Source organism: Fimbriimonadaceae bacterium (genome assembly GCA_023957775.1).
Lineage (GTDB): Bacteria > Armatimonadota > Fimbriimonadia > Fimbriimonadales > Fimbriimonadaceae > JAMLGR01.
In genome coordinates this window covers 164,469-187,529 of record JAMLGR010000003.1, presented here as the reverse complement: position 1 = coordinate 187,529, position 23,061 = coordinate 164,469, and the positions used below count along the sequence as shown (strand labels likewise).

At 66.8% G+C, this 23,061-nt stretch carries 18 protein-coding genes and 1 tRNA gene; 7 read left to right on the top strand and 12 right to left on the bottom strand.

All coding sequences use genetic code 11. From position 1 onward, the window contains the following. Positions 1–22 precede the first annotated feature (22 nt). On the bottom strand, positions 23–1,144 hold the full coding sequence (locus M9921_03935) for an HD domain-containing protein (protein MCO5295985.1): 1,122 nt from the start codon (positions 1,142–1,144) through the stop codon (positions 23–25). A gap of 83 nt (positions 1,145–1,227) precedes the next feature. Between M9921_03935 and M9921_03930 the strand changes: the two genes are divergently transcribed. Then, complete coding sequence (locus M9921_03930; GenBank protein ID MCO5295984.1) at positions 1,228–1,716, top strand: cyclic nucleotide-binding domain-containing protein; 489 nt, start codon at positions 1,228–1,230, stop codon at positions 1,714–1,716. A gap of 10 nt (positions 1,717–1,726) precedes the next feature. Here M9921_03930 and M9921_03925 read toward each other — a convergent pair whose 3' ends face one another. The 3 genes from M9921_03925 to M9921_03915 are packed head-to-tail and all read right to left on the bottom strand — an operon-like array spanning position 1,727 to position 8,555. Then, positions 1,727–2,536, bottom strand: coding sequence for a VanW family protein (locus M9921_03925; GenBank protein MCO5295983.1), 810 nt, complete (start codon positions 2,534–2,536; stop codon positions 1,727–1,729). Further along, positions 2,533–7,188 carry an MG2 domain-containing protein gene (locus tag M9921_03920; protein MCO5295982.1) on the bottom strand — a complete coding sequence of 1,552 codons (4,656 nt, stop codon included), beginning with the start codon at positions 7,186–7,188 and terminating at the stop codon, positions 2,533–2,535. Before M9921_03920 ends, M9921_03925 begins: the two co-directional genes overlap by 4 nt. Then, complete coding sequence (locus M9921_03915; GenBank protein MCO5295981.1) at positions 7,185–8,555, bottom strand: hypothetical protein; 1,371 nt, start codon at positions 8,553–8,555, stop codon at positions 7,185–7,187. Before M9921_03915 ends, M9921_03920 begins: the two co-directional genes overlap by 4 nt. A 201-nt stretch (positions 8,556–8,756) precedes the next feature. Here M9921_03915 and ilvC point away from each other — a divergent pair, with 201 nt between their 5' ends. After that, a complete protein-coding gene (gene ilvC, locus M9921_03910; protein ID MCO5295980.1) occupies positions 8,757–9,749 on the top strand; it encodes a ketol-acid reductoisomerase in 993 nt (330 codons plus the stop codon). On the opposite strand, the gene M9921_03905 is transcribed toward ilvC, so the two are convergent. The 4 genes from M9921_03905 to M9921_03890 are packed head-to-tail and all read right to left on the bottom strand — an operon-like array spanning position 9,746 to position 13,050. Beyond that, on the bottom strand, positions 9,746–10,510 hold the full coding sequence (locus M9921_03905) for an rRNA pseudouridine synthase (protein ID MCO5295979.1): 765 nt from the start codon (positions 10,508–10,510) through the stop codon (positions 9,746–9,748). The two genes, ilvC and M9921_03905, sit on opposite strands and share 4 nt — an antisense overlap. Then, the gene (locus tag M9921_03900; protein ID MCO5295978.1) at positions 10,500–11,702 is read right to left on the bottom strand and encodes a D-alanyl-D-alanine carboxypeptidase; all 1,203 of its coding nucleotides are present in this window, start codon (positions 11,700–11,702) and stop codon (positions 10,500–10,502) included. The genes M9921_03905 and M9921_03900 overlap by 11 nt, the downstream gene beginning before the upstream one ends. Before the next feature lie 14 nt (positions 11,703–11,716). Beyond that, positions 11,717–12,274: an SMC-Scp complex subunit ScpB gene (gene scpB, locus M9921_03895; protein ID MCO5295977.1), complete on the bottom strand. Its 558-nt coding sequence runs from the start codon at positions 12,272–12,274 to the stop codon at positions 11,717–11,719. Further along, complete coding sequence (locus tag M9921_03890; GenBank protein MCO5295976.1) at positions 12,271–13,050, bottom strand: segregation/condensation protein A; 780 nt, start codon at positions 13,048–13,050, stop codon at positions 12,271–12,273. Before M9921_03890 ends, scpB begins: the two co-directional genes overlap by 4 nt. A gap of 221 nt (positions 13,051–13,271) precedes the next feature. Between M9921_03890 and M9921_03885 the strand changes: the two genes are divergently transcribed. Continuing rightward, the gene (locus M9921_03885) at positions 13,272–14,039 is read left to right on the top strand and encodes a PEP-CTERM sorting domain-containing protein (GenBank protein MCO5295975.1); all 768 of its coding nucleotides are present in this window, start codon (positions 13,272–13,274) and stop codon (positions 14,037–14,039) included. A gap of 68 nt (positions 14,040–14,107) precedes the next feature. On the opposite strand, the gene M9921_03880 is transcribed toward M9921_03885, so the two are convergent. After that, positions 14,108–14,183 (bottom strand) — tRNA-Cys (locus M9921_03880). A gap of 39 nt (positions 14,184–14,222) precedes the next feature. Continuing rightward, entirely contained in the window at positions 14,223–15,389 is a 1,167-nt protein-coding gene (locus M9921_03875) for a glycosyltransferase family 4 protein (GenBank protein ID MCO5295974.1), read from the bottom strand. Positions 15,390–15,403: 14 nt separating this feature from the next. On the opposite strand from M9921_03875, the gene M9921_03870 reads away from it, so the two are divergent. Both M9921_03870 and M9921_03865 read left to right on the top strand, forming a co-directional pair. Then, positions 15,404–16,657, top strand: coding sequence for an MFS transporter (locus tag M9921_03870; protein ID MCO5295973.1), 1,254 nt, complete (start codon positions 15,404–15,406; stop codon positions 16,655–16,657). Further along, positions 16,654–17,205 carry an HAD family hydrolase gene (locus tag M9921_03865; protein ID MCO5295972.1) on the top strand — a complete coding sequence of 184 codons (552 nt, stop codon included), beginning with the start codon at positions 16,654–16,656 and terminating at the stop codon, positions 17,203–17,205. Before M9921_03870 ends, M9921_03865 begins: the two co-directional genes overlap by 4 nt. 50 nt (positions 17,206–17,255) lie before the next feature. Here the strand turns inward: M9921_03865 and M9921_03860 are convergent, their stop codons facing one another. After that, the gene (locus tag M9921_03860) at positions 17,256–18,641 is read right to left on the bottom strand and encodes a DUF4382 domain-containing protein (protein ID MCO5295971.1); all 1,386 of its coding nucleotides are present in this window, start codon (positions 18,639–18,641) and stop codon (positions 17,256–17,258) included. Positions 18,642–18,775: 134 nt separating this feature from the next. Here M9921_03860 and M9921_03855 point away from each other — a divergent pair, with 134 nt between their 5' ends. Both M9921_03855 and lon read left to right on the top strand, forming a co-directional pair. After that, on the top strand, positions 18,776–19,207 hold the full coding sequence (locus M9921_03855) for an Hsp20/alpha crystallin family protein (GenBank protein ID MCO5295970.1): 432 nt from the start codon (positions 18,776–18,778) through the stop codon (positions 19,205–19,207). Next, positions 19,200–21,626: an endopeptidase La gene (lon, locus tag M9921_03850; GenBank protein ID MCO5295969.1), complete on the top strand. Its 2,427-nt coding sequence runs from the start codon at positions 19,200–19,202 to the stop codon at positions 21,624–21,626. Before M9921_03855 ends, lon begins: the two co-directional genes overlap by 8 nt. A 36-nt stretch (positions 21,627–21,662) precedes the next feature. Here the strand turns inward: lon and mgtE are convergent, their stop codons facing one another. Next, positions 21,663–23,051, bottom strand: coding sequence for a magnesium transporter (gene mgtE, locus M9921_03845; GenBank protein MCO5295968.1), 1,389 nt, complete (start codon positions 23,049–23,051; stop codon positions 21,663–21,665). Between the last annotated feature and the right edge of the window lie 10 nt (positions 23,052–23,061).

Below are 23,061 nucleotides of genomic sequence, written 5' to 3'. Positions count from 1 at the left end.
CTCGCCGTGGAACCGTAGGGTCTCAGGCCGCCCGGCGCGAAGGCTGGCCGACGACCTGGAGGAACGCTTCGACCACGGCCGGGTCGAAGTGGGCGCCCGAGTTCTTCCGAATCTCGGCGATCGCCTCTTCCAAGGGCCATGCGCGTTTGTAAGGGCGATCGTGGGTCAGCGCGTCGTAGACGTCTGCCACGGCCACGATCCGGCCGCACTGCGGAATATCCCGTCCCGCGAGGCCGTTCGGATAGCCGCGCCCGTCCCACCGCTCGTGGTGGGAGATCGCGATGGTCTCAGCCATTTCCAGCAGCGGAGAGCGGCTGCCGGCGAGAATCTCCGCGCCGATCTTCGTGTGGGTCTTCATCGTCTCGAACTCCTCTTTCGAGAGGCCGTTGGCGCTCAGGAGGATCGAGTCGGGAATGCCGATCTTGCCGAGGTCGTGCAAAGGGGCGGCGAGCGCGATGGTGCGCACGTCCTCGTCGTTCCAACCCAACTCCTTCGCGATGAGAGCGGACAGCTCGCCGACGCGCTTGGTGTGCTCGCCGGTGTCGTCGTCGCGCCACTCAGAAGCCATCGCGAGCCTCGCAAGAATCTCGGCTTTGGACTCCTCCAGGGCGCACGTTCGGCGAAAGACCTGGTCCTCCAGCGATCGGGCCCGCTCGCGCAGCTCAACGTGCATCGCGCGCATGTTGAGGAAGTTGCGGCAGCGCAGGAGAATCTCGTCGTGGTCGCCCGGCTTGGCCATGAAGTCGGCGGCCCCCAGCCGCAGCGCGTGGCGCCGCATTTCAGGCGATTCGGTCGCGCTGAACACGAGGAGTGGAATCAACTCGTTGGAGGCCAGTCGGTTTTGGACGCCTTCGAGCATCTGGAACCGGCCCTCGCCCGGATCGATCATCACCAGATCGGGGCACAAGTCTTCGACGCGCTTGGCGAGTCTCGAAGGCGAACGCCCGGGCGGCAGATCGATCACTTCGCCACATCCGGACGACTCGAGAATGGTCCGAACGCGCGCCACGTGTTCTGCGTCGGAATCGACGACCACAATCCTCGAATAGCGCTCTTCCCACAAATTGGCCAACTGCTTCCCCTTGATGCGACCGCTGCGATCCCACCCTCCAAGTTGAAGATCGCCGATTTGCAACCCGCGCAACTCCGCAGGATTGTCAGGTTCGCCCCTGGCTAGGTACGAATGCTTGCGAAACCCCGCAACTCTGCAAGGACCTTGCGAGTAACATGGCAGCGGTGAACGGACCGATGAAGCACCAAGAGATTTTTGCGAAGAACTACCTCGTCAACGGCCTCAGCAAGGAAGCGATCGATCAGATCGCCGACATCGCCGTCTTCGACGGGAAGATCGCAGGCGAGTCGCTGATCGAGAAGGGAGACAAGAGCGGCGATCTCTTCGTGATCCTCGAGGGCACGGTGAATGTCTACACGGACAAAGGCGACAAGATCGCCGATTCCGGGCCCGGCAGCGTGCTCGGGGAAGTCGCTCTCGTGGACGACGGGCCCCGATCCGCCACCGCGGTCTGCGTCGGGCAGGTGAAGTACGCCCGTCTGCCGGCCAAGGACCTGCGCAAGTTCATGGCCACGAACAAGGACGTGGGCTTCGTCATGCTGGCGAATCTGGCGCGCGTGCTGAGCATGCGCCTGCGCAACACGGCTGCCGTGATGGAAGACCTGCGCGCCCAAACGGAAGACCCCTGGAAGAACGCGTTCTAGCGATGATCTCCTAGAGGCGGTCCCGGCGCTCGACTACGCGGTCCATCACCGGGTAGCTGTCCAAAGACAGCAGTTCGCGCCGGTCTCCGGTCACTCGGTAGGTCGCTACTTCGCTCCCGGCCTTTCCCGTGTTGCGCACGCGTGGGGAAGGGCCCTCCAAGACCAGCGTCCCAGGGGTCTGCACGCCGTGCACCTCCTGGACGATCTGGGGCCGCCCTTTGGGCATCTTCTTGCCCCACACCTCGATGAGGAGCCGGTCTCCATCGATCCGGCCGGACAGGCGGACCGCGAACGGGAACGGGTTGCGGAACCGCAGGTCCACGCTGCTGAAGGCCACGGCGGCGTCGCGGCCCGCGGGCACGTAGCTCGGCGCAAAGCGGTGCGGGTGGCGTTCGACCAGCTCCAACCCCGCCAACATCGCCGCATTGTAGAGCGTCGTCGACGTCTGGCACACGCCGCCGCCCCAATCGTCGATCAAGGTTCCGTTGTAGCTCACCGGGGCGCGCCGAAACCCCTGATCGCGCGACAGCGAACCCACCACCTGGTTGAACGAGAACTCGGCGCCCGGCGCGAGCACCGTTCCGTTGAGTTGTTCGAGGGCCAGGTGTGCGTTGTGGCGCTGCGAGCCCGTCCGTCCGTCGAGACTGGTGAAGTAGGCCGCGATCAGACGCCGCGGCGGCGGGGTGGCAAGGAGTTGGACCAGCGCCGCCACCGTGATGGCGGCCACCACCACGAACGCCACCAACGTGGGAGTGCGCGCGCTTGCGCGCCGCCCTTCACCGCCGGGTTGCTGTGCGCGCACCTTGACGCCGCGCCTCACCGCTGGACCTCCACGACGGTCTCCGACGACGAGCCGAACACCTCGGGGCGGTACATGTCGAAGGCCCGGCACGGCAGCGCGTGGGCAATGCCGACGTTCTCGGCACGGATCGTGTACCGGAACGTCTGGGTGCCGCGGGGAAGGTGGCGGGCGAACACGGCCATGCGGTCATCGTAGGCGTCCATCTGCGAGTACCACCACACCCACTCCTCGTAGGGGTCGATCGCCCCACGGTCCACGATCCGGAATCCGCTCGGGATCGGGTCCTCGATGAGCATGTACTCGCGGTCCTCGCGCGACCGAAGGGTGACCTCGACGGTCAAGACATCGCCCGCTTGAACCCGATCGACGGCGCGTTCGCTGTCCACCAACCTCAGCGTGCCATCCTCCATCCGGCGCGGCTCCAATCGCAGGTATCTCCTGGAGACCTCGATGCCCGAACCGTTCACCAACATCCCGAGGCGCTCCGTGGCCACGGTCTGCGTGCCTTCGAACGTGTAGTAGGCGCGCCCCGCTCCTTCGCGTTGCAGGCGGATCGTGTTCTCGCCGACGCGAAGGTCCCGAATGGGAATCTCGATGCGCGGCGCCACCACAAGGCTGGCATCCAGGGCAACGGTCGTGCGCTGGGCGCCGTTGACGATCACGTGCATCGCACCCTTCGCGGTGAGCTCGCCGGTGGTCGGAAGGTAGCGGGCCAGCGCCAGCAGAATGTGCGCGGTGTCCCGGGTGCTCACCCAGCCGTCGCCGCGCCGCTCGGCGAGCAGCCACCGAACGACGCGGGGCAGCAGCGGATGGGCCGGACGCACGGCTGCGAGCGTTTCTAGCGCCATGGCCGTGGTCTCGTGGCCGTAGCGCGACTCTTCCCACCACGCGAACGAGCCCGAACCCGAGGCCTTGTCCACCAAGCGCTTGACTAAAGAGTCCACCAAGTCCGGGCTCGCGGCTTGGGCGAACTGGATCGCGTAGGCCAGCTCCTGGGCATCGGCCTGCTGGAGATTCTCGCTCTCGAACTGGGCGAGGGCGAACTCCTTGTGGCCCCACTGCTCCAATTGCACCAGGAGCGCCAGGCGAAGGGCGCGCGACCAGCTGCGGGCGTTGTTCTGCTTGAAGGAGCGGACGGCCCAATCGAGGGCGCGCATCTCCAGGCCGCGGGTGTCGAAACCGGCCGCCCGGGCACGGTGGAGACCCTCCAACACGTAGGCCGTCATCTCCGGGTCCGATTCGTCGTTCTCCCACCAGCCCCAACCGCCGTCGCCGTGCTGCATCGTGGCCAGCCGCGTCAGGGAATCGGCCGTGATGCGAGGAAGCTCCGCGAGTCGCGGAGGCGCGGGCAAACCCAAGGCGCGGACGGTCTGGTCGACGACCAGTGCGGGCATGAAGCGGCTCATCGTCTGCTCGACGCAGCCGTAGGGGTAGTCGATCAACGAGTCGAGGCTCGAGAGCATCGAGGCGGCGAGGGTGGGCGAGAGCGTGATGACGACCCGTCCCGTGCCGGGGTCCGCGCCGGGCCTGACGATGAACGGAATCGTCTCGACGCCGTCGATCTCACCCGCGCGGTTTTCGGCGAACGCGCGCCCAAACGCCTTGACCGGAAGGGTGGCTTCGACGCCGTCCATCGCCCCGCCGGCGATCCAGGCCTTCGCCGTGATGCGTGCGGTCCCTGTCTGACGGGCCGCTGCGGTGAGCGCCACTTGGGCTTGCCCCCCGTTCTTGATGGAGAGCGTTCGTCGAAGCGATCCTTCCAGGGCCACGCCGGACGACGCGATCTCAATCTCCACCTTGGCGTCCGCCCCGGTGTCGTTCGACACCACGGCCGTGACCGTCCGTCGATCGCGCTGCACGAGGAACGCCGGCGCTGAGAGCCGAACCATGAGCGGCTTGCGCGCCCGAAGCTTGCTCGATCCCATGCCGACGGCGGTGCCTTGGGTCGCGGCGACCGCGGTGGCGCGCCACTGGGTGATGTTGTCGGGCAGGGTCACGCGTACGACGGCGCTGCCCGCCGCGTCCGTGGTGACCGAGGGGTTCCAGTACGCCGTGTCCAAGAACTTGGTGCGGACCTTGAGGTCCTTGGGCGCTTTGTCTCCGCCGTCGAGATACACCTCGGGGAAGGAGTATCCCGTCGAGACCGCGTTGTACCGCTTGGGATAGAACGCCTCGACGATGTTGGTCGTATCCGGCGCGATGGCGTAGATGGCCTCGTCCACGACTCCGAGGGACACGTCGGCCGACACTGGTTGGCCGCGATCGTCCTTGGTAGTGATGGTGTACGCGACGGTGTCGCCCGGCTGGACCACGGACTTCTCCGGCCGGACGTCGACCTGAAGCACGCGGGCATCCAGGTTCACCGCCAACCGCCGCGTCGCCTCCATGAATTGTTTGCCGTGCACGTAGGCGACGCTGACGAACGCGTTGGGCGCGAAGGCCGCTTCGACTGGAAGGTCGACCACGGCCGCCCCGTTCTCGATCGCGACGGTCGTGGAGGCGTAGATGCGATCGCCCTCGACGGTCACCAGGGCCGTGCCGCCGCTTTCACTCGTTCGCAGGAGCACCTTCGCCCGGTCGCCCACGTGGTAGCTGGGCTTGTCCAGGCGCACGGTGATGTTCGCCTTCGGCAGCGGCCGGGACGGCGCCGCACCCGGGCCTTCGACCCACACGTACTCGCTCGCGATCACCTCGTTGCCGCGTCGGTCGTCGCCCGACACCTTGATGACGGTGGAGCCGGGGCGCTTGGGCCGGAACTCGATCCGGGCGGTGCCGTCCGCTCCCGTCGTGACGGCCATCCGCTGCTCCTCGATGAAGCGCACGTCGCGGCCGTTCCAATCCTCGCGGCCCACGCGGACGGAGAGGGATTGGCCGGCCACAGGCCGGTCGTCGGGGTGCGCAGTGGCGTGGACCGTCGCGACCACGGGCTGGCCGGAGGTCGCGATGTACTCGTCGAGCAGGACTGCGAGGCCGAACTCGCCGCGCGTCACGCGCACCGCGCCCTTGCCGTCGAAGTACTTGCCGCCAGGCGCTTCCACCCAAGCCTGGACGCTGTAGACCTGGTCGTTTTCAAGCGTCTCCGGCTCGTTGTCCTGCCGCGTCGGGAACGAGATCACCGCGATCCCGCGGGCATCCGTGGTGGCGTCCACCGAGTCCACGTACTCGCCGTAGTCGCTGTAGGAGGCGTCCTCGGACCCGTCGTCGGACTCCGAATCCATGGGGGCGTACGACCAGTAGGGGCTCTTCGAGATGCTCGCGCTGACCTTCGCGCCCACGACGGGGCCGCCATGGTAGTACTCGCACTTCACGGTCATCTTCGCCCGGTCTCCGCGCACGTAGTACGGCCTTTCGGGTTCAACCACGACGGTGAACTCGGGTTTCCGGTACGCGGAGACCGAAATCCACTGGGTGGTGGTCGCCTCGCCGACGGCGACCTCCATCGAAATGGGTGCCGGACGCGCTTCGGCGCTGATGGAGAACTCGCCGTGGAACGTTCCGCGCGCATCCACCGCCAGGTCGAGCGTTTTGAACGCCGCGCCCTCGGAGTCGATCAGGGAAGCGGTGGCCGTTTGGGGGGGCACCATCGCGTACTTCAACCCCTCGAGGCGTCTCACGATGCCCTTGAACTTCACCGTGTCGCCCGGGCGGTATACGGGCCGGTCCGTGTAGATGAAGATGCGCGTGGCGGTCTCCGGATTGGCGTCGGAGTAGAACCCGACCACGGCTCGCGAGGCGCCGCTCGAGGCGATCATCGCGGTGCGGCCCTGCTTGGGTGCGCCCGCCAAGGGGAACTTGACGATGCCGTCGGCTCCGGTGATGCCTCCTTCGACGAGCCCGTTTTCACCCAGGTAGCTCACTTGCGTGCCCGCAAGCGGCTGGCCGGTGACGATGTCGCTGGCAAAGCAGAGGGCTTCGCCGCGGGCGCTTTTGGCCACCAGGGAGAGCGACGTGACGTTCAGGAAGGTCGCCTTGCGCGCCGGACCGGCGGTGCAGCGGACCCAGTAAAGCCCCGGCGCGAGTTTGGGCACCTTGACGTACTCGATGAACACGCCCTCGCCGTCGCGGCGCGTGATCGTATGGTCGAACGTCGCGACTTTCGTTCCCAATCGGGCCAGAGGGTTCGGCTCGCGGTTGCCCGGGTAGGCCAGGGCGTACACGACGTCGTCGATCCCCCCCTCCTTGGCGACGGCCTGGATGTCGAGCGAGAACACCTCGACCTGGATCGCGTCGAGTTCGGCGAAGCCGTGCGCCTCGAACTGGGGTTCTTCGGCGGGCGTGAAGACGCGCTGGCTCGCATAGAGGTCGAGATGGGGCGCCTGGGGCTTGAGGTCGAGCTGGAGGGCCGTCGGCGCCCCCTCGGCGATCGTGATGCGCGACTCGCCGAGGCTGTGGGCTTTCGCGTACGCCTCGATCGTGTACTCGCCGGCCGGCAGGTTGCGCAGGTGGAAGGCGCCGGCCGCATCGGTCTCCGCGGATCGGATGCGGGTGTACTCGGCCTCGACCACGGGGCGAAGCATGACCGTGGCGCCGGGGAGGGGGCGGCCGTTCTCGGACATAGTGACCAACCCTTGGACGCCTCCGAGCGGGACCTCCTCGGTCACTCCTTGGGCGAGGAGGAAGAGGCACAGCAGGGAACCGGCAAGCAGACTCCAGATTCGGGTCGCCTTCACGAAGCCGCCTCCTCTTTCTCGGGCCGGCCCAGAAGCAAGATCACGATGGCGGCGACCACGGCGACGCCCGCGATCCAACCGAGCAGGGGCAGTTTCTCATCGCGTGCGAGGTCGAGCCAGGGTCCGAGCCAGCCGTACCCGACGAGGAGGGCGGCGCAAGCGGACCCGCCCATGGCGAGCACGGCCGGGCGCGTTCCTCCTCGGAACCCCTCGGCGAAGGCGGCCAGGCCGAGGCCGACCAGCAGTCCGACCACGCCTTTGGCTCCCAGGAAGACGGCCGAGGCCACCGCGAGGCCGTGGAACAGCACGACGGCAAGCAGCGTCGCGGCGGCGAGCCTCCCCTTCGAAGCCGAGCCCTTGGGAAGCCAGGCGACGAAGGCCAGCGGCAACAGCACTCCGAGAAGGAGCCCGATGATGGCGTAGTGTTGCCCGATGTCGAAGGCGCGCGACGTGTCGGCGTGGGTCTCACGGAAGACGCGGTACAGGACCAGACCCGCGACGGCGCCCAGGCTCAACAGTCCGCGGATGTTGCCGAGAGCGACCAGCATGGCGCCTGCGGCGAGAAGGGAGACGGCCATGCCGAAGCCCCGATCGATGCCGAACGCGAGCGTGGCCAGGGCGACCCAGACGACGGAGGCGAGGGTGAACCGAAAGCCGGATTCGTCGTTCTCTTGCGACGCCAGGAGCCAGTGCACCACGAGCGCCGCCCCGATCGACGCGGCGGCGAGGTTTCCGACGGACTGCACGTAGAGGTAGCGTTGCGCGAGCAGCAGCGATCCCCCGGCGAACAGCGCCGCCATCCCCCAGCCCGCCCCGAGCGTGGAGACGCCGGCCGAGCCCCTTTGCCGCCGCACGAGTTCGGCGGCCGCGCTTGCAAGGACGCCGCCGACCGATGCGGCCAAACCCAGCACCGAGCCCGTCTGCCCCACGCTCTGGCCGCGGCTCGCCATGCCGAGTTCGTTCGCGGCCACGAGCAGGACCACCAGGATGGACGCGCGCACGGCCCAAGAGTCGGCCGCCAGGAGATAAGCGCCGGCCACCGCACCGACACACAGCCCGAAATGCGTCTGCGACAAGGTGCCGCCGTGGACGAGCGGCGCCAAGGCGACCGCCGCCGTCGCGAACGCAAGGGGCACGATGGGCAGCGCCGTCGGCGCGGGCCGCGCCGCGCTGGCCGTTCGGGCCGCAGCGGCCAGAACGCACCCGAGCGCCGCGCCGAGGCCCGCCGAGAGGGCTCCCGGGGCGTCCGTGTCGAACTTCCATCCGGCCAGCACGGCGATCGCCGCGAAGAGGGCGAGGGAGATCCAACTCGGCCTGTCGGCGCCGATCGCCTTCCAAAACGGGGAGGGTTCCCCAGGTGGTGCCACGGTCGCATTGGAACCGTCGCGCGTCAGAAAGGCTGCAACCGCCGTTGCAAGCGCAGCCCATGGAAGCATCGTGCCCATCAGTCTCTCTCCCTGAAATCCATCCCGCAGATCGAACGCGCGGGACGCTCCTTCGTTGCTCTGATTGTATGCCCGTGCGGGGGTGCGCGCAAGTGGAAATCTCCCGTTGCGGCACAATGGGCCATGGCGCGCATGCTGGAAGCAAACGCAGACGCCCTCGAGGCCATTCGTGGGAAGCGGGTGGCGGTGATCGGCTACGGCAACCAGGGCCATGCGCACGCATTGAACTTGCGCGACTCGGGGATCGACGTGTGCGTGGGGGCGCGGCCGGGAAGGGGCTTCGACGCGGCCGCCGCCGCCGGATTCCACCCTCTGGGAATCGAGGCCGCCGCGGAGTGCGCCGACGTCGTGATGCTGTGCACCCCGGACGTGCCGATGCGCCACCTCTACCGCGATCAGGTGGCCCCGTATCTGCGACCCGGCGACACGCTTCTCTTCGCCCACGGCTTCAACATCCGCTACGGGCTGATCGAGGCGGCGGAAGGCATCGATGTCGCCCTGGTGTCGCCCAAGGGGCCGGGGGCGTGGCTGAGGCGCGAGTTCGAGTCAGGAAAGGGGCTCGCCGCGCTGGTGGCCGTCCACACCGACGCGACGGGAACGGCCTGGAACACGGCTCTCGGCTACGCGTGGGGCATCGGTTCTGCCCGCGTGCTGATGCTCGAGACGACGTTCGCCGAGGAGACGGAGAGCGATCTCTTCGGCGAGCAGGCCGTGTTGTGCGGAGGCATTCCCGGGCTGATCAAGGCGGCCTACGAGACGTTGGTCGCCGAAGGGTTCCAGCCCGAGGTCGCGTACTTCGAATGCCTGCACGAGGCCAAGTTGATCACGGATCTGCTGTACGAACGCGGGTTGGCCGGCATGCGCGCCGCCATCAGCGACACGGCGGAGTGGGGTGGGTTCGCCGCGGAGGAGCGCATCGTCGGGCGTGAAACCCGCGCGGGGATGCGGGACTTGCTGCGCGAAATCCGCTCGGGCGGCTTTGCCCGGGAGTGGATCGCCGAGGACGCCGCCGGCAGGATGGAACTCCAGCGCTATCGGGACGAGGAGGCCGCGCACCCCATCGACGCCGTGGGGAAGGAGCTGCGGCAGAAAATGCGGCTCGGACAGGCCCGTTAGATGCCGATCAGCTTCTTGAGCGTGTCGACTTCCTGCTTGCCGAGCATGCGGCACGCGCCGCGCGGCAGTTTGTCCAGATAGATCGGGCCGATTCGGACCCGCTTGAGCGCATTGACGGGGTGTCCCACTCCCTCGCACATGAGCCGCACCTGGCGCTTCCGACCCTCGTGGAGAATCAGGATCAACAAGGCGTCGCCGCTCTTCTGCACGACGTGCTTGATGCGCACGTTGGCGGGCGCGGTGCGGCGGCCCTCGACCACGACGCCGTCGCGCAGCTTCTGGAGAGCCTCCTCGTTCGGCACGCCCTCGACAAGCGCGTGGTACTCCTTCTCGATCTCGTAGCGCGGGTGTGCCATCCGGTGGGCGAACGTGCCGTCGTTGGTGAAGAGCAGCAGTCCTTCGGTGTCCATGTCAAGGCGTCCGATGGGTTTGAGGACCGCGCCTCCAACTTCGGGAAGAAGTTGGGCGACCGTCCGTCGCCTTTGGGGATCGCTCAGCGTGGTCACCACGCCGGTCGGTTTGTTCATGGCCAGGTAGAAGTGGCGCGTGCCGCCCAGCGTCTGTCCGTCCACGCGCACGACGTCGTCGGGACCGACTTGGACGCCCATCTCCGTCACGATCCGGCCGTTGACCTCGACGCGCCCTTGCGCGATCCACTCTTCGGCGGCGCGCCGCGAGCAGAGGCCCGCTCCGGCGATGCGCTTGTGGAGCCGTTCGGTGCCGCGTTCGGACGTTTTTGGAGCGGCGGACTTACCGCGCATGTTGGCTCCGTCGGCTTTTGCTCCGCCGCACGGTGCGGCGCCTGCGCACCGCATACCCGGCGACGCCGGCAAAGGCCATCCAGGGGGCAAACGGACCCACGTTCGCCGCCAGGGCCTGCAGCCAGGGGCGCCGCTTCAAATCCTCCGCCGCCACGATCGGGACGTGCTGGATGAAGCCGTCGGCGTCTCGGAACTCGGCCTGGCCCAGCAGGTCGCCCTTTCGGATCGGGGCCCTCAACTCGTTTCGCGGAAGGAGGCGGATGCTGGCCGGCTGCAGCGAACCTTTGGCCTCCGCGTGCACCACGGGATGTTGGGGTGCGGCCGCGACGGTCGCCGTGTTGCCGCCGACGACGGCCACGCGCCCCACGGTGGTCCCGGGGCCGGCCACCTCTCGAAGCTCCGTTTGCGCGAACGCCCAGTCCAGCATCTGCCGGTTGTCCTCCTGCCAATCCGCGCTGTCGAGGATGACCGTAATCACACGCCGGCCGCCCCGCGTCGCGCTGCCGACGAAGCAGTGCCCGGCGGGAACGGTGTAGCCCGTCTTGATGCCGTCGATCGTGGGGTCTTGCCGGAGGGCCTTGTTGCGGCTCACCATGACCCGGTCCTCCAGATTCATGCTTCGCTCGATCGTGACGGCGCGATGGCTGACCACCTCCCGGAAGGCCGGGTACTTCATGGCCTCGCGCGCGATCAATCCGAGGTCCCGCGCGGAGACCGTGTGTTCGTCGTCGTTCAGACCGTGCGGGTTGTGGAAGTGCGTGTGCGTACACCCGATCGCCTTCGCGCGCTCGTTCATGAGCTTGGCGAATTCGAGATCGGAACCCGCGAGGTGCACGGCCACCGCGTGGGCGCCGTCGTTGGCGCTGCGCAGGAGGATCGCGGAGAGCAGGTCTCGCGCCCGCACGCGCTCGCCGGGGCGAAGGTGCATGCTCGAGCCGGTGACCTCCTCGGTATCGGGTGGCGCCACGATGATCTCGTCCGGCTTCGCGCGCTCGATGAGCAGCATCGCCGTCATGATCTTCGTCGTGCTCGCGGGGAAGGCGGGGGTGTCCGCGTCCTTCTCCCAGAGAACCTTGCCCGTGGCGTCGTCGAGGATGACCCCGCGTTTGGCCGTGATATCGAAGGCGCCGGCCAGGCAGACGGATCCCGCCAGGACGGAACAGACGATGGCGCGCGGGATCGGGGATCGCATGGGGCTATCCAAGTCTACTCAAAGGTCGTCGAGGCGGGTTCCCCTTGGGGCAGAGCGGGCTGCATGTCGTCGTCGGACGCTCCCTCGCGCAGCTCCGGAAGCTGGTCGAGGGCGTTGAGGTTGAACTGGTGCAGGAACTGTTGGGTCGTGCCGTAGAGCACGGGCCGGCCCGGGGTGTCCTTGCGTCCGACCTCCTGGATGAGGCGCCTCTCGAGGAGTCCCCTCACGCCGTAGTCGCTCTGGACGCCCCGCACCCCATCGATCTCCGCCTGGGTGACGGGCTGGCGGTACGCGACGATGGCGAGCACCTCCATCAGGGACCTGCTGAGCTTCTGACGCTGGGGTTGCAGGAAGTTGCCGATGGCCTCGGCGAAGGCCTCGCGCGTGCAGAGCTGGTACCCCCCGGCGATCTCCACGATGTCGAGTGCGGTGCCTTCCAACCGTTGGCGAAGCTCGGCGATGGCCCGGTCGATCTCGGCCTCCGAGACATTCGCCGCGTCCGCAAGGGCGCTGCGCGTGGCGGGGGCGTCCGCGACGAACAGCAAGGCTTCGACGACGTTGGCCGAACTCATCGCTTGCGGGCTCCGGGTCGGGCGAAGACCACCTCGCCGTCCACCAGCCGCAGCGCCGCCTGCCCGAGGCGGATGAGCTCGAGCACCGCGAGGAACGAGTACACGGCGTCGGTGCGGGTAAAGGGCGAGGGCATCAGCGACTCAAGCGGCTGCCACGCCTCCGTGAGAGCACGGAGGACCACGCCCATCTGATCGGACAGGGAGCGTCGCGGCTTGACGGGGGAGTCGAACGGCGTGGGGACCGCGCGGCTCAGCGCGCGCTCGAACGCCCGGGCAAGGTCGCTCGGCGTGACGTTGCCGAGTTGGAAGGGAAGCTCGTAAGGGTTGGGGCCGACGTCGTGGGGGCGGAAGAACAGGCGCTCGCGCACCTCTTGCCAGTGCCTCAGCGCCTCGATGGCGAGCTCGTACTCGTGGACGGTCGGCGGCAACAGCGCCAACGAGTCGTCGGCCTCCGGTTCGGGCTCTTCCACGGGAAGCAGCGCCCACGCCTTCCGCTCGAGAAGGTACGCGAGGGCGGCCAGCGCGGCGGCGGCCTCGTCCAAATCGGGGTCTCCGCTGCGCATCAAGTACTCGAAGTAAGCCTCGCAGATCGGTGCGAGCGGCACGTCGAGGAGGTCCACCTTCCGGTCGCGCACGCAGGCGAACAGCATGGCCAGCGAACCCGAAAACCGCGGCGATTCGACGTGGATGGGGGGTGGCGCGATCACGCCCAGAGGCGAGATGCGGTCCGTTTTCCCCTTGGGAAGGGGAGGGGCCGTGTCGGTCCGTGGTGCCATGGCTTAGCAGAAAGGACGAGCGGTTTCCCGCGAGGGATGCGGAAGTTCCGACCGAAGGTTGGGGAGTCTACCCTCGGCCCGGGGAAGATTCCTGCGAAGGTACTGGAACGATTCATGTCTAAAGTTGGCCGAGACGTACATGTTGTGTTACAATAGAGCCCTCTGCCGTTGGGCGGAGGCAAGATTTGCGTAAGTGCTGGGATCTCCCGAAGGAGGGAACGATGACGAAGAGGATAGGCTTTGGCTTGATGGTGTTGGCGTGTGCGGCCTTCTCGGGCGCCGCGCCTTTGACGCCGACCATCACTGGTCACGATTTGAACTTTGGCGCCTTCAACCCGCCAGGTGGGCCCCCCGAGTGGGCGACCAACGGCGTGGCTGCCGACACCTTGACCTTCGGCCCGGGAGGCAACGAGGTCACCGCCTACTGGCCCGGTTGGCCTGCGCCGCCCGTGTTTCCCGTGTTTGACGCCGGCGGAATCTTTGGAGGCGATCTCGTCCTCCAGGTGATGTTCACCGGCCAGGATGCGCCTTACGTCGGGCCTGGCGGCATCATCGATGTCAGCCTGACCGGCACCGGCGCCGCTCCCGCGGGCCCGGATCTGATGATCTTCGGCGCCATCCCGGGTGCGGGTTATGCGGCCCCGGTGATGCTCTGGGCGATCGATCTCGACGCCGTCTCGCTGTACGGCTACCACAACAACGACTCCTACGTCCTGGAAGGGGTCGGCACGATCGTCGGTGGGGCTATCGCCGAGCAGAACCAGTTGATCGGGCAAACCGGCGTGATGCGCGGCAACCTCGACTTCATCGACCGGCCCGCCGGTTGGATCCCCTCGCTCTACGACCCCCTGCGAGACCCGAGCGAGTTCCAGATCCGGGCGGCCTACTCCGGCGAGACCGGAGTCGGCACGGCCGTTCCCGAGCCCGCGTCGATGCTGGCGCTCGCCTTGGGCGGATTCGGGCTGTTGGCCCGAAGACGGCGCCGATAGCGTTCGCGCGCCGCACACCTGAGGAACCCTCGCCGAGCACTGGGCGGGGGTTTCTTGCTTTTTGGGAGTGGAGGCGCCGAGCGGAATCGAACCGCTGAATGAGGGTTTTGCAGACCCTTCCCTTAGCCACTTGGGTACGGCGCCGTCGGGACGATCAATATACCCGTGGAGGTTGGCGGACGCCTACTCCGTGACCGCCTTGCCGTAGACGTTCTCGAGGCGAGCCACCATCTGGGAAATCGTGAACTTCTCTTCGACGATGCGCCGGCCCATCGAGCCCATCTCCACACGCTCGGACTCGTGCTCGAGCAGGTAGCTCACCGCGTTGGCCAGCTCGCCGGGGCACAGGTCCACGAGGAGCCCGGTCTGTTGGTGGCGCACCACCTCGGGCAGCCCGCCGACGCGCGTCGCGACGACGGCCCGTCCGCGCGCCATCGCCTCGATCGCGGCGATGCCGAACGTCTCGATGTGCGAGGGCATGGTCGAGAGGGCGAACGAGTCCAGCAGGCGGGGGACGTCGTGGCGGACTCCCGTGAGCGTGACGCGGTCCGCTAGATCGGCCGCGCGGATCGCGTCGTCCACCTGCCCTTTGAAATCCTCTACGACGCGGCCGACGAACACGAGGTGGGCGTCGGGATGGGACGAGCGGACTTGTCGCATCGCCTCGATCATGTCGAGGTGGCCCTTCTCACGGCACACGCGGCCGACGAGGCCGACGACCCTGCGATCGTCCGGAATCTCGAACTCCGCCATCACGTCCTCGCGCGGGGACTTCGCGAATCCGACGAAATCGGTGCCGTTGTACACCGTGTCGATGAAGCGGTCGGGGATGCCGCGCCCGTGCAACATGCCGCGGACGAAGTTGCTCACCGCTACCAGACGGTTCTTGCCTCGCGCCATCCGCTTGTAGATCTGGTCGTGGTTGGCGATGTGCACCGTCGCCACGGCGGGAACGCCCCGGAACAGGCCCCCCAAACTCCCGAAGTAGGTCGCGCGCGTCAGATGCGAGTGGATCACGTCGATCTTCTGCTCTTTGGCCAGCCGCATGACGAGCCCGACCGATTGAAACCAGCCGCGGCCCTTCATCTCGGTCACGTGCGCGGGAATCCCAGCGAGGCGAAGGTCCTCGGAAAGCCAACCGCCCTCGGGACAGATCACCTCGACTTGGTGGCCGCGGTCCCGCAAGTGCTTGGAAAGGGCGAAGACGTGGCGCTCCGCTCCCGAGGTTGCCGAACTGGAAACAACCTGGAGGATTCGGAGTTTTTTCAGTTCTGGCACCATGATCTCGGGCGACTCGGGCAACAGCACAATGTACCAGACGCGCCTCGGGCCCAAGACGCCGTCAGCCATACTGAATCAAGATCATGCTCGCGGCATTACGACTCAAGTTGTCGGCTTCGCAACTCCGAGTCTTTCGCCACCGCGACTTCCGCCTTCTCTGGTCCGGCTCGTTCTTCTCCTTCACCGGCAGTTGGGTCCAGAACATCGCCCAAGGCTGGCTCGTGTACGAGATCACCCACGACGAGGCCAAGCTCGCGTTCGTGACGTTCTGCGCCATGGCGCCCGTTTCGCTCTTCGGACCGTTCGCAGGAGCGCTCTCCGACACGTTCAACAAGCGGAAGGTGCTCGTGTTCACGCAGAGTGTGTTCGGCCTCTGCGCCCTCTTTCTGATGGTGGCGAGCTGGCCCACGCCGGGACACCCGCTGGGCTTCGTCCAGTACTGGCACGTGCTCGTCGTGTCGCTGATCGTCGGATGCATGGCGTGTCTCGAGATGCCGACGCGCCAGTCGGTCATCTCGCGGGTGGTCCCCTCGGAAGAGCTGCCGATGGCTGTGCCGTTCAATGCCATGACCTTCAACTTCGCCAGGGTTGTCGGGCCGGCGATCGGGGGTATCTTGCTCGCCGCCTACGGTCCCCGCTCCTGCTACGGGGTGAACGCCGTGAGCTACCTCGCCCTCATCTTTGCAGCGCTCGCGATCCGGGCCGACCTGGGCGCGGGAACGCGCGAGCCGCAACCGATCAAGGACCTCTTGTTCGAGGGCATGCTCTACACGTTTCGCGATCTGAGGCTGCGCACGCTGTTCGTGATGGAGTCCATCGTCTCGATGTTCGGCCTCTTCTATATCTCGCTGATGCCGGCGATCGCCAAGGACATGTTGGGTCTCGACGAGAAGGGATTGGGCTTGGCCATGACCTTTATCGGGATTGGGGCGTTTCTCGGTCTGGTCCTCATGGTGATGACGTCGCATCGTCCGGTGAAGGCCTTCGTCGTGCGCGCGTCGATGATCCTGATCGGCGTCGGTCTGTCCCTCCTCGCCTTCGCCCGCACGGGCCCAGCCGCCTATCCGATCTTGGCTTTGATAGGAGCCGCCGCCATCATGCAGTTCAACACAACCAACACCCTGTTCCAGTTGCTTTCGCCGGACCGGTTGCGGGGGCGCGTGCTCGCGATGCACATCTGGGCGCTCTCGGGACTGGGGCCCTTCGGCGTCCTGTTCTTCGGGTGGCTCGCGCACGGGACGTCTCTGCAACTCGCCCTCCACGTGGGCGGCGCGTGCGTCTTGGCCGGCGGGCTTTGGGGTTGGGCGTTCCGACGCGGATTGGCGGGGGTGCAATGATGCGAAGACCCATCTTCCTCGACCGCGACGGCGTGCTCAACGTGGACATCACGCCGTACGTCACGCACCTGGAGAAGCTCGAGCTGTTCCCGTACACGGTGGAGGCTTTGCGCAGGCTCCATGGCGCGGGCTACGACCTCTACGTCGTCTCGAACCAGCAGGGCGTCGCGTTGGGTCTGACCCCGATCGAGGAGGTCGCGAAAATCGACGCGGCGATCCAGGCCGCGCTCGCACCCCATGGGTTCCAGATTCGGAAGTTCTACTACTGCTACTCGCACGACGAGGCCAACGACCCCTGCCGCAAACCCGGCCCTGGGATGCTTCTCAAGGCGCGCGAGGAGTTCGGCCTGACCCTCGAGGGGGCGTTCTTCGTCGGGGACAAGGACACGGACATGGAGTGCGGGAGGGCCGTCGGGTGTCGTCCCCTGCTGGTTCTGTCGGGCGTGACCTCGCCCGAGGCGGCCGCCGAGTTGTCCCCTCAGCCCGAGGGCACCTTCGAGACGCTCCTCGAGGCGGTGGAGTACGTGCTGGACGACACGCCGGACTAAGCGGGAGGGGTGCCACGCCCGCTGGACGGGCGTGCATCGTTGGCTCCCGGCTAATCGTCCAGTTTCGCCTTGCGGGCGATCAGCTTGCCGTCGACGTAGTGCCCCTCGGCTTCGACGGACGGGGCGGATGCCAGTGCGGCGAAGAACGTCTCCGCGTCGACCGTGTTCCCGCCCTGATCCCGGTACGTGGCATCCTGGTCCATCTCGACGGGCAGGATCGCTCCAACGGAGCCCGAGAAGCCGTTCCACTCCGAAAGCGTGATCGAGAACGTGTGCTCGGCGGCGTTGATCGAGCCGGGCGCGCCCTTGGCTTCGGCCTCGTGCTCGTGGTTCTCGCCATCCAGTTTGACCTTGCGCGCCACCAAGCGGTTCGTGCCGTTGAGGTACGTGCCCTCCGCCTCCACGCGTTGCGCGGTGGCCAAGGCCGCCAGGAAGTCCGCCTGCGTCATCGGCAGTCCGCTGTGCGAGAAGAACCGGGTGTTGGCGCCCACCTCGACCGTGACGTGGTCCTGGCGCGGTTGGAACCCGTGCGCCTCGCGGATCGCCACGTCGAACGTGGACTCGCCGATGTTGGAAGGTGCGCCCTCGACGGACGCCTCGCCGGGTTGGTCCCCAGGCGGACGAATGCGCACGAGCCACGCGGCCAACGCGTCCGAGGTGAGGGAGTAGATCCCCCGCACCTCGACGGTTTGGCCGTTGGCAAGGGAGGGATTCGCCTCGCCGTTGGAGTTGAAGACGGTCGTTTGGGAATCCGTCACGACGGTGAAGCTGAACGTGTCCCGCACCGTCAAGGTGAAGCTCTGGTCCGGCGCGGTTCCCGCGAGGTTGGACACCGTGCCGAAGAACCGGCGCCCGATGTGGCGGCCTTCGTCGTTCAAGCCGTTGGACGTGCCTTCGCGCAGAGCGGGCGTGATGTCGGTTCCATCGTCGTCCCAGTTGGCGAGGTCGAAGTCGATCACCAGGTCGTTGTTGCCGACCGCGATGGTTTTGGTGCCTCCGAACGCCAGTTCCAGCCGGGATCGACCGGATTGCCCGGGAATCGAGAATGCCGGCGCGAACGTCAGGTTGATCCCGGTGGACTGTCCGGCCGGGAAGACCTTGACCTGCCGATCGAGGGTGAACCGAACGGTGGTGTAGTCCCCCGAGGGCACGGATTCCGCGCCCAGCAGGGAGAACAGCGCACCCGTGCCGTCCCGCAGGGTCTTGAGGTCCACCGTGTAGCCCTCGACATCCTCGAAGAGCGTTGCGCGGGCGCCGGACGATGCGACGAGTTCCGCCGAATAGATCGTGACCCAGACATGGTCGTTTCCGTCCATCGAGTCGGTGATGAACGTGGTGACGCGTCCGGAGACGTTGGCCGCGCCTCCGCCCCCTCCGCAGCCCGACGCCATGGCAAGGCACGCGGCTCCGGCAATGATCAGATGATTCCAGCGCATGGGAAGCTCCTCGGGATCCTGCGAGCGGCCCCTTCTTCTAGTGTCATACCACGATTGGGCGCAAGGGAACGATAAAGATTGGATGCCGGCCGCCGATTGGGGTGTCGGGGGATTCCGTTGGTACAATCGAAGAGATGGCCCGGCGTGAAACGGACGATTGGTTCTGGCAGCTCGGCGCCGAGTTGCAGCGGCTGAGCGAGGAGATGTTCCGCTCGGGGCCGACCCTGGCCAGTTCGAGCGGTTGGGAGCCGCGGGTGGACGTGCTCGAAGAGCGGGGCGCGATCGTCGTCAAGGCCGAAATCGCAGGCGTGCGCGGCCGCGACATCCAGGTGATCGGCAACGCCGTCCGCAACACGCTGCTGATTCGCGGCGTCCGGAACGAAGAAACAGCGCCCGCTTGCGCGAAGACCGGCTTCTACCAGCTTGAAATCTGTTACGGAGAGTTTCTTCGCGAAGTGAAGCTGCCGGAGATCCCGCTGGACATGGAGCGCATCGAGGCTCGTTACAGCAACGGGATCATGCTCGTGCGCATTCCCAAGGTCGAGGCGGAGAGTGAAAATGCCTGAAACCAAGACACCGGTCGACGACGAAACCCTCGATCTCGAGAGCAGCGAGCCGCGCATCGAGAACCTCGGCGAGGACGAGCCGAAGCCCGACATTCCGCCGATCCTCAACATCCTTCCGCTTCGCGACTCGGTGATCTATCCGATGCTCATCGCTCCCCTCAGCGTGGCGCGCGAGGCGAGCGTGCAGCTCATCGACGAGAGCATCGTGGGCAACAACCGCGTCATCGGCGTCGTCGCGCAGAAGAAGCCGCAGACGGAGAACCCGACCTTCGACGACGTCTACGAGTACGGGTGCGCCGTGATCATCCGGACGCTCGTCAAAATGCCCGACGCCGTGAGGCTCATCGTCCAGGGTGTCTCGCGCTTCCGCATTGTCGAGCAGATCCAGGAACACCCCTACCTCACCGCGCGCATCGAGGTGATCGACGAGCCGCCGCTCGCGCCGGACAAGACCGAAGAGGTCGAGGCGCTGCGGCGTTCGGTCGCCGCGCTCTTCGAACAAGCGGTGCGGCTCTCGCCCCAACTTCCGGAAGAGCTGCGAACGCTCACGCAGGCCGTCCAGGAGACGCCGGTGATGGCCGACCTCGTGGCCGCCCATATGACGCTCTCCGTGGAGGAGAAGCAGCGGATTCTCGAATCGCAGGACCTTTGGGAGCGTCTGCGGTCGCTCCTGGAGATGCTGGGCAAGGAGGTCCGGGTTCTCGAACTCAGCTCGAAGGTGCAGAGCGAAGTCAACACGGAGCTGAGCAAGAGCCAGCGCGAGTACTACCTGCGCGAGCAGCTCAAGGCCATCCAGCGCGAACTGGGCGAGAGCGACGAACGCGCCGAAGAGCTCGACGAGCTGCGCGAGAAGATCGATGCCGCGGGGATGACCGACGACGCCCTGCACGAGGTGAACCGCGAGTTCGATCGGCTGCGCCGCATGTCGCCCGGTTCCCCGGAATACTCCGTCGCGCGCACCTACATCGATTGGATGGTCGCGTTGCCCTGGTCGAAATCCACCGACGACGCCATCGAGCTCGACAACGTCAAGAAAATCCTCGACGACGACCATTACGGCCTCGACAAGATCAAGGAGCGGATCATCGAGTTTCTGGCCGTGCGGAAGGTGAAGAAGGACGGCAAGATCCGGCAACCGATCCTCTGCTTCGCGGGACCTCCCGGCGTCGGCAAAACGTCCCTCGGCCGCTCGATCGGCCATGCGATGGGGCGGGAGTTCGTTCGCATCTCCCTGGGCGGCATGCGCGACGAGGCGGAGATTCGGGGCCATCGGCGCACGTACATCGGCGCGCTTCCCGGGCAGATCATCCAGGGGTTGCGGCGCGCGCGCACCAACAACCCGGTGTTCATGCTCGACGAGATCGACAAGCTTGGCAACGACTTCCGAGGCGACCCTTCCTCGGCGCTGCTCGAAGTGTTGGACCCCGAGCAGAACTCGACGTTCCGCGACCACTACATCGACGCCCCATTCGACCTCTCTCGCGTGTTCTTCGTCACCACGGCCAACCGCCTGGACACGATTCCGCCTCCGTTGCGGGACCGGATGGAGGTCATCGAACTCGGGGGTTACACCGAAGAGGAGAAGTTCGAGATCGCGAAGCGGCACCTCATTCCCAAACAGGTCGAGGAGCACGGGCTGCGGCCGGCGCAGATCGAGTTCAAAGAGACCGCCCTTCGCAACATGATCCGCTTCTACACCCGTGAAGCGGGCGTGCGGAACCTCGAACGGGAGATCGCCAACGTCGTCCGCAAGGCCACCCTCCTGTTCGCCGAAGGGCGCAAGGCGAAGGTCGTGGTCACGCCGCGCTTCGTGCAGAACGCGCTTGGGGCGCCGCGCTACCTCCACGAGGAGGTTTTGGAGCGCGACCGCATTCCAGGCACGGCCGTCGGGCTGGCGTGGACGCCGGTCGGGGGGGACGTCCTGTTCGTCGAAACCGCGGTCATGCCGGGTTCCAAAGGGATGATTCTCACGGGGCAGCTCGGCGACGTGATGAAGGAGAGCGTCACCGCGGCGCTCAGCTACGTGCGCAGCCATGCGAAGCAGCTCAAGATCGACCCTACGGTCTTCGAGAAGTCGGAACTGCACGTGCACGTCCCCGCAGGCGCCGTTCCCAAGGACGGCCCGTCCGCGGGCGTCACGATGCTCACCGCGTTGGTGTCCCTGCTCACAGGCCGCCTGATCAAGCCGCGCCTCGCGATGACCGGGGAGATGAGCCTCACCGGCCAGGTCCTTCCCGTGGGCGGCATCAAGGAGAAGGTGCTCGCCGCGCATCGGGCCGGGGTGGACACCCTGATCCTGCCCGAGGACAACCGCAAGGACTTTGACGAAGAGGTGCCGGAGGAGATCCGCAAGGCCCTCACCGTCCACTTCGTGAAGCGCGCCGACCAGGTACTCCGCCTCGCCCTCGAAAAGAGTTAGGGGGACACGCCCGCTGGACGGGCGTGTTCTCGAACCCTAAAACTCGAGGCCGAGCACCCTGCGGGCGATTTCGAAGTAGATGATGAGCCCCGTGGCGTCCACGAACGTGGTGATGAAGGGCGCACTCATCACCGCGGGGTCGATGCCGACCCGCTTGGCGGCCAAGGGAAGCACGCTCCCGACCGTCGCCGCCCAGATCACGATCGCGGGCAGCGCGATGCCGACGATCAGCGACACGTGCCATCCCGAGGCCCAGCCGAAATAGGCGCGGGCGAACCCGACGGTCCCCAACGCGCACCCTACGAACAGCGCCGTCACGAACTCGCGCCGAAACACGATCAGGAAGTCCGAGGTCTTCACCTCGCCCACCGCGAGGGCGCGGGTGATCGTTGTCGTCACCTGCGAGCCCGAGTTGCCGCCTGCGCCGATCAGGAGCGGGATAAAGAGGCTGAGCTGGGCCATGATCGCCAGATGCCCCATCGTCGAGTCCTTCGCGCCGCCGATGTAGTGCCTAAGCACCGCTCCCGTGAACGTCTCCGCGACGAAGAGGATGAAGAGCCAGGGCAGCCGCCTTCGGACGAGCTGCGGGATGCTGAGCGATAGGTACGCCTCGGCGTCACCCGAGACGCCGCCCAGGGCCAGCACGTCCTCGGTGTCCGCCTCGCTGAGGATCTCCTGGGCGTCGTCCACCGTGACGAACCCCAGCATCCGCCCACGCCCGTCCACCACGGGCATCGCGTAGAATCCGTACCGCGCGATCTGGCGAGCGACGTCCTCCGCGGGCGTGAGCGGCGAGCACGTCACCAGGTCGCCCTCCATGATGTCCCGCGCAAGCTGGTCTGGCTCGGCGCGAATCGCCTCGCGCAGGCTGAACACGCCCACGAGGTGGCCGTCCTCCGTGAGCACGTAGATGTCGTTGACCGACTCGTACTCCTCCTCGGGCGCCTCGCGGATCAGGCGGATCGCCTCCTCGACGGTGTCCTCCGGCCGCACGGCCAGGAAGTCCTCCGTCATGATCCGGCCCGCGGAGTCCTCGGGATAGGTCATCAGGCGCCGGATCTCGAGGCGATCCTCGGCGGGGATGACCTCCAGCAGCGCCTCGAAACGCTCGGGCGGGAGCTCTTCCTGCAGCTCGAGCGCGTCGTCCATCGGCAAGATGTCGAGGTAGTGCGCGAGCATGTCGTCGGGAAGCTCGCTGATCAGCTTGCGCGCCGTCTCCGTGGGGACTTCGACCAGGATATCGGCGGCCGTCCCTTCGTCGAGCTGGTTGAGGATCGCCAGGGCCTCCTCGTGCTCGAGACGCGTGAACGCCTCGGCGAGGTCTTCCAGCCGGACAGGCTCCAGCTCCTCGCGCACCACCTCGGGGTTGTCGAGCTTGGCAAGGGCGCGGAGCTGGTCGAGGAACGTCTGGTCGTCTGTTCGCATGCCTCGGCCT

Excerpts from the sequence above, each read along its gene's own strand:
- M9921_03860 (MCO5295971.1), bottom strand. The coding sequence starts at position 18,641 with ATGCGCTGGAATCATCTGATCATTGCCGGAGCCGCGTGCCTTGCCATG.
- M9921_03855 (MCO5295970.1), top strand. The coding sequence starts at position 18,776 with ATGGCCCGGCGTGAAACGGACGATTGGTTCTGGCAGCTCGGCGCCGAG.
- M9921_03875 (MCO5295974.1), bottom strand. The coding sequence starts at position 15,389 with ATGGCTGACGGCGTCTTGGGCCCGAGGCGCGTCTGGTACATTGTGCTG.
- M9921_03870 (MCO5295973.1), top strand. The coding sequence starts at position 15,404 with ATGCTCGCGGCATTACGACTCAAGTTGTCGGCTTCGCAACTCCGAGTC.
- lon (MCO5295969.1), top strand. The coding sequence starts at position 19,200 with ATGCCTGAAACCAAGACACCGGTCGACGACGAAACCCTCGATCTCGAG.
- M9921_03930 (MCO5295984.1), top strand. The coding sequence starts at position 1,228 with ATGGCAGCGGTGAACGGACCGATGAAGCACCAAGAGATTTTTGCGAAG.
- M9921_03900 (MCO5295978.1), bottom strand. The coding sequence starts at position 11,702 with ATGCGATCCCCGATCCCGCGCGCCATCGTCTGTTCCGTCCTGGCGGGA.
- ilvC (MCO5295980.1), top strand. The coding sequence starts at position 8,757 with ATGGCGCGCATGCTGGAAGCAAACGCAGACGCCCTCGAGGCCATTCGT.
- M9921_03890 (MCO5295976.1), bottom strand. The coding sequence starts at position 13,050 with ATGGCACCACGGACCGACACGGCCCCTCCCCTTCCCAAGGGGAAAACG.
- M9921_03905 (MCO5295979.1), bottom strand. The coding sequence starts at position 10,510 with ATGCGCGGTAAGTCCGCCGCTCCAAAAACGTCCGAACGCGGCACCGAA.
- M9921_03865 (MCO5295972.1), top strand. The coding sequence starts at position 16,654 with ATGATGCGAAGACCCATCTTCCTCGACCGCGACGGCGTGCTCAACGTG.
- mgtE (MCO5295968.1), bottom strand. The coding sequence starts at position 23,051 with ATGCGAACAGACGACCAGACGTTCCTCGACCAGCTCCGCGCCCTTGCC.
- M9921_03885 (MCO5295975.1), top strand. The coding sequence starts at position 13,272 with ATGACGAAGAGGATAGGCTTTGGCTTGATGGTGTTGGCGTGTGCGGCC.
- scpB (MCO5295977.1), bottom strand. The coding sequence starts at position 12,274 with ATGAGTTCGGCCAACGTCGTCGAAGCCTTGCTGTTCGTCGCGGACGCC.